The sequence below is a fragment of the Elusimicrobiota bacterium genome (assembly GCA_041658405.1).
Lineage (GTDB): Bacteria > Elusimicrobiota > UBA5214 > JBBAAG01 > JBBAAG01 > JBBAAG01.
Map to the genome: position 1 here is coordinate 24,716 of JBBAAG010000033.1, position 6,000 is coordinate 30,715.

Below are 6,000 nucleotides of genomic sequence, written 5' to 3' on the forward strand. Positions count from 1 at the left end.
CGCTAGTGGTTTACATATCTCCGGGTTAATTTTCAATATCAAGACGGGTTAATCTTCGAGGTTATTTTGCAATACACCAATAAAGCTTTTTTCGTACCTCAACTGGGAACTTCTTGATATGTTTCTCTATAGAAAGCGGGATAACGACTTCTTTAATCATTTTTAATCGCTTTTGCTAATGCTTTACCGTTTCGGTAACTTTTAATATGTCCCTTTTTAATTTCAGATTCGGATTTAGCCGCCATCTTCTGCCATTTGCGGGTAAAAAAGTATTGTTGGTCTTTACGTTTAACCTCTATCGGTGAGTTTTAACATTGAAAAGTGACCCACTTCTAACATCGAAAAATGACCCAGTCCTCCCTTTTAATTTACTGACGATTGTATTATACATCCCTCCGGGTCAATATTCAAGGTTAAGATGGGTCATTTATCGAAGTTATTTTACAGTCTGGCGGAAAGGGTTTGTCTTGTTTTGTAGAGTTTTCAGAAGATCGTCGCTAATACGGCTTCTTTATTTGCGCTACAATCGATTGTTTTCACCCGGGTAAGGGGTTTGTATCCCCTGTTTGAGTCTTGTCCCGGTTACATCGGGAAATGTGCAATTTTACCCAATATTACGGATGGTTCAAGATGTTGTGCATGCCAATCCTGCGGAAACAAAGTGTGTCGTCTATGATCTCAAACGTAAACCGGTAGTTCATCGTTACGCTGCCTTCCCATATACGGTCCGTGCCCTGTATTTTTTTTGTGCGTAAAGACGGGTGGTGGAAGTTCGTTAACAATAACGATAGTTGTTTGTCAAACAGTTTTTGTATCTGCGCTGGTAAACGGTTGTAGTCTTTGACAAACGGTTTGGTAAAAGTTGTTTTCACTGTTTGTTTTTCTTCAACGCTTTAATTGCGTCTTTCGCGGTGGTAAACGGGCCGATCACTTCTTTATTAGTAATAGCTTTCTCTGCGTCCCTTTCGCTTTCCTGCCATTCTTTGCTCCAGAACCATGATTGGGATGGATCAATTGTTTTTAACGGTTTTATTATTATCTCACCGTTCTCGGAGATTGAGATGTCTACCGGGTCGCCTACTTCTACGTGTACTTTCTTCCGGATGTCTTCCGGTATGGTCACCTGGTGGTGTGTGCGTACTAATGCGCGGCTCATATATTACCGCTCCTTTCTTAATTTCGTACTGTCTTAATATAAGAATATCTTAAATCACATATTTTGTCAAGTAAATAGTTGTAGAATAACTTTGTTATTTTGTAGCTCTGGCAGTACGCACATAATCCTGGCGCATCGTCTTGAGCATACTGGCCCGCGCGTACCGCGACAACCCCGCGCCCGCTGAACGCAGATACGAACAGCGGCATCGGTAAGTGCCGCAGAACATCTCGTCGTAATTTATTGACCGTAACCCCGAGATTGGCAGCCACCCGAGTTTTACGCCGAACAACAACATCAGTAGTAACGCCAGCCAAAACGTGGGAATTAAGAACCTGATAAAAACAAACACCGCCTACGACAATATAAAAGCGATGGATTGTAGAAGTGAACTAACTCAACTTCGTTTCCTATTTGAGGTATGGCGCCGGCGGAATGATTTGATGGAGTTTACGTATATCGTACATAACGATAGCATCGTTTTTGCCGTAGAATCCTATATCGTCAAACGTTATTGTTTTCCCGTTAGCGAGCTCGTTCGCGAGGCCGTAGTCGTTTATCAATTGTTGCCCTTTTGCATACACTTTCTCAAAATCTTCGCCAAAAAGGTTGGTTTCGAGAAACCGGTACCTCGGCTGTTCTGTTTCGTCGGTAACCGGTACGCGCCAGCCAACAATTGAATGGCCGGTTTCGTAAGACAACAACAAGATAGGGTCGATTTCTATACTTTCAAGCAAGCTTGCAAACAGTACCGAGAGCTCAATACAATTTCCTTTGTTTTTCAGCGTTTCCGCCGGCAGTTTTACGCGTTGCGACGCGCCAAATGATACCGGCTGGTTAATATATTTTACGCCGTAATCGGTTTTTAGCGTGTCGTACAACAACTTTACCTGTGCGCGAAAATCTGTTTCTCGGCCGTCCATGCTCCGCCCGTCAACATTCGGCGGTTTGCTGAACAGCTGCGGGGATTGATATCCTATGATTTTAACAACAGGCGATTGTTTGCTCCCACGGTCACTGGCTTTATTAACAACTTCGGTGAGCACACGGTCGTTATATGTCACCCAGCCGGCGATAGTGTTCATCACGTCAAACGTTTTGTCGTTAGCGTCTACAACGCTTGTAGTATACTGGTCATAGGGCAATAAGCTCACGCTAAAATTGTTTTTCAATACAGGTTTTGTTTTACCGTTATCACGCGTTTTTTCAATTTCAACATACAACGTCGCCATCGCGGGCGTTGCAGCATTGATGTTTTGTGTGTTGTCAACGATGTTTACCGGCACAATATCGGCGTGGGACGTGGTTTTGCCTGCAACTACAACATCGTGTGTTTCAACAGGATTTGTTGTGCCAAAGCGGTAGTTTATTCGGTATTTTTGTTCGTAGTCGTTGGGGTTGTTGATTTTGACATTTACAACTGAAATTCCGGTTTTTGTAAACAAGTGGTATATCGCTAACGGCACTTCTTTTATCGCTTTGACTTCGCATACCGGCGGTAACGACGTATCGTCTTTTCCCAGCGCAACGTCTACAATACCGTAATTGGTATCTTCAACTTTATTGTTCTTCGTCACCCGGTTCGTTTCGGGTGGTTTTTTAAACGTATAAATTATACTTACGCGATGGCTGAGCCCGAACTCGTCATGATTTAACACCGCATAGTCAACGCTGTAATTACCTACCCTCAACCCTAACCCTGCAGTTAGCATACCATTATCGTACCCGCCACGCAGCGCTAATGTATTTATCAACCTCGATTCTATTCCCGCATGAAATCTCAGCTGGTCGTTCACTGTTTCAATATCACCTGTGAGCAACAACTTTTCAGGTATAATTTTTGCCGCCGCTCCCAGCTTTGCGATAATAGGTACAGGGTACCCGCCGGAATGTATCAAGTTTTGGATGTTAGCACCAACCGTAACATTTTTTACCGGTACAACCAACACCCCAAGGTCGACACCTAGCCAGGTAGAGTTATAGTCGTCAAACATTTTGTTTACCATCTTCACACCGAGCCCTACGCCAATATGTTTTGTTAACTTCAACGAGTTTGCTACGATCAGCGCAGTGTTTATATCGTTTGTTTCGTTACCGGGCGTGTTGTTGTCGTCACGTTTAATAATACCGTCGGTATACAATTGCGCAATCCCTACGCCGTACGTCCATATATCACTTGCTTTATTTGCGAACCCCGCGGTGTTGTACCTCGTGTTTTCATACAAACTTACGTGCGAGAGTTCCATCGCTAAATTGTTTAATTGCATTAGCCCCGCCGGGTTCCAGTAAATCGCAGAGATATCGTCGGTTAAACCGGTATACGCGCGGCCCATACCTAACGACCGGCTGCCCCCGCCGAGGTTAAGAAAATATCCTGGCATCCCGCCTTTTTCGTTACTCGCGGGTAGTACCTGAACAAACATGCTTAGCGTAAATAGTGTTATCAATAAATTTTTCATATATATTATTGTTTCACCCCGATTTTGGTTTTCAGTTTCACGCCTTTGCACTGTACGATACAGATATACGCGCCAGTATCAACAACACTGCCAATCCCGTTTTTGCCGTCCCAGGTAACGTCGTTCGGCCCGGCGCTGCCACCCGCGGAACTACCGGCAACAATTTTGTTTTGCCACACAAGTTCTCCGGTGAGGTCGTAAATGCGGATATCCACATCGGCGTCTGTTTTTAACACATAATGTATTTTTGTGTATGGCGCAACGGGCTTGAACGGGTTGGGATAGTTTGACAACGATTCAATTTCTTCTGTTGCGCTGGTAAACTCCATTACTTTAAACGTTGTGAGGTGGTTAACTTTTGCAATGATTTTCTTATTCACTTTATCTACGCTCGACGCGGGAATTAACACCCAGCCTTTATTAACTTCATTGTAATAAAACAACTTCAGGTTGTTTTCATCCAACCCAACGATATCTTCGTCTGTGTACGGAATTGTGATGGTAATATCATTCCCCAGTTCATGCGTACCGTCAGCTAAACGGATTTCTACAGCTATAGTTGTATCTTTCAACTTTGGGTCGCTAGTGATCCTCGGGAGATTGACGATATTAGGCCTTGTAACGTCCACTTTTGTGCTGTTAGTCAACGTACCCGCAGGGATGTCGATTTTTAACCCATCGGAATAAACTAGCGCTACGTCTTGCGACGGGTCTATAGTGAGGTGTACAATAAATTTGTAGTGTGTAGTATTTTTTGCGGACCAGTTGCCTGCGGAATCGATTGCCATTGTGTGGATATACCAAATACCGTCCGCCAGGGTTGCCAATGTTATAGTGGTCCAATCAACATTTGTACCGTTCTCTGGCGTAACCAGAGTATAACTGCTGCCGTTAACGAGGTAATAGTAACTCGCAATTCCTGACGCGTCAGGCGTAGAAATGTTTAATGTAAATATTGCAGTAGTATTCGCGTACGCTACGTCGTGTTTAGGATGGGTATTTGACGTTATTTCCGGGTTGAACGGCGGAATAGTGTCAAGAACTGCATGGGTGGACGTTTGTACGATAACGCAGATACCGTCGGATATGCGTGTACCGCTTTGTAACCCTGCGTTGTTAACAGACCTTAAATTAAAATAATACGTTGTTCCTACAGATAATGTAAACCCGGATGTTACTACATAAGTTGAATACCCTATGTCCGTCCAGTTAACAACATTTGTACTTCCTATTACAGTACCAATAGAGTACAAATAGTTTGTTATTCCGGTTTCATTATCATACGACCTGCCGAAATTAGCGTACAACGTTGTGGTGGACAACGTAATGTCAATATCATAACTGGTACCGTCCCATACATACTCGGGTATTGACGGCGGGGTTTTGTCTATGGAGACATCAATGACGCACATACCGTCGGACGATGTGATATCGCCTATCAACCCCGCGTTGTTCTCTGCTTTAATAGAAACGTAATATGTAGTGGTATAGGATAAACTCAGCCCGGTTTTCACGACATAGGTCGACAACCCAACGTCAGTCCAGCTAACAACATCTGTTTCCCCGCTGCTTGTTCCAACCGCGTACCAGTACTTCGCTACGCACGATTCGGAATCGTTGGCTTTAGCCCAGTTTGCGGATAACGAATTTGTGGAATACCAAACCTCAACGTCAGTGCTTACCCCGTCATTTACGTATTCCACTTTTTCAGGAGGTGTGTTGTCAGGAATGTCAACCGTAAACACCGGCGATACGCTGTAGGTGCTTGTCATAAACGTAAATCTTGAGTAGTAAATGTTGTTTGACACATCGCTAAAATCGTTTCTACTATACCCGCGGCTATTCATCCCGCCTATGATGTAGAATCCTGTATCTGTTGTTAATGTGTGATGACTGGCTGTTGCTTTAGGGATAATTGATTGTGGCGATAAGGTTATTGTTCCTACACTACCGTCGGGTTGGAGTTTAGCGTAGTACACGCAGTCATAAGATGTACTATAATTATGCCCGCCGGTAATGTACAGATAACCGTTTGATAAAAAACAAGATAACATCGATATGTTTATCGGCAAACTATTAACGTTGGTAGAAAAACTACCGATACTACCGTCGTCATTTATCTTAGCATAGTATATTTTGTTAGAGTCCTGTGCGTTGCCCAAATGGCCACCGACAATATATAAGTATCCGTTATATGCCAGTACTGAATGTTCAAATAGTTTCACCGGCATTTTTGTGGGTAACAACGTGAAACTGCTGATATCGCCGTTGGTTTTTATTGTTGCGTAATAAACCGTGTCGTACATTGTTGATGACGGAGTGTTATATCCGCCAATGAAATATAAATAGTTGTTATAAATACAAATCGCAAACCCGCCGGCTTTT

5 protein-coding genes are annotated in these 6,000 nt (G+C 43.4%); all 5 read right to left on the reverse strand.

Annotated elements, in window-relative coordinates:
- Nucleotides 1-614: 614 nt before the first annotated feature.
- Complete coding sequence (locus WC955_07210; GenBank protein MFA5858838.1) at nucleotides 615-872, reverse strand: hypothetical protein; 258 nt, start codon at nucleotides 870-872, stop codon at nucleotides 615-617.
- On the reverse strand, nucleotides 869-1,156 hold the full coding sequence (locus WC955_07215; protein ID MFA5858839.1) for an AbrB/MazE/SpoVT family DNA-binding domain-containing protein: 288 nt from the start codon (nucleotides 1,154-1,156) through the stop codon (nucleotides 869-871). The genes WC955_07210 and WC955_07215 overlap by 4 nt, the downstream gene beginning before the upstream one ends.
- A 17-nt stretch (nucleotides 1,157-1,173) precedes the next feature.
- Nucleotides 1,174-1,473, reverse strand: a complete 300-nt coding sequence (locus WC955_07220; GenBank protein ID MFA5858840.1) for a hypothetical protein — start codon at nucleotides 1,471-1,473, stop codon at nucleotides 1,174-1,176.
- A gap of 93 nt (nucleotides 1,474-1,566) precedes the next feature.
- Nucleotides 1,567-3,615, reverse strand: coding sequence for a PorV/PorQ family protein (locus tag WC955_07225; protein ID MFA5858841.1), 2,049 nt, complete (start codon nucleotides 3,613-3,615; stop codon nucleotides 1,567-1,569).
- Between the two features lie 5 nt (nucleotides 3,616-3,620).
- A partial coding sequence (locus tag WC955_07230; GenBank protein ID MFA5858842.1) for a hypothetical protein occupies nucleotides 3,621-6,000 on the reverse strand: 2,380 nt, incomplete at its 5' end.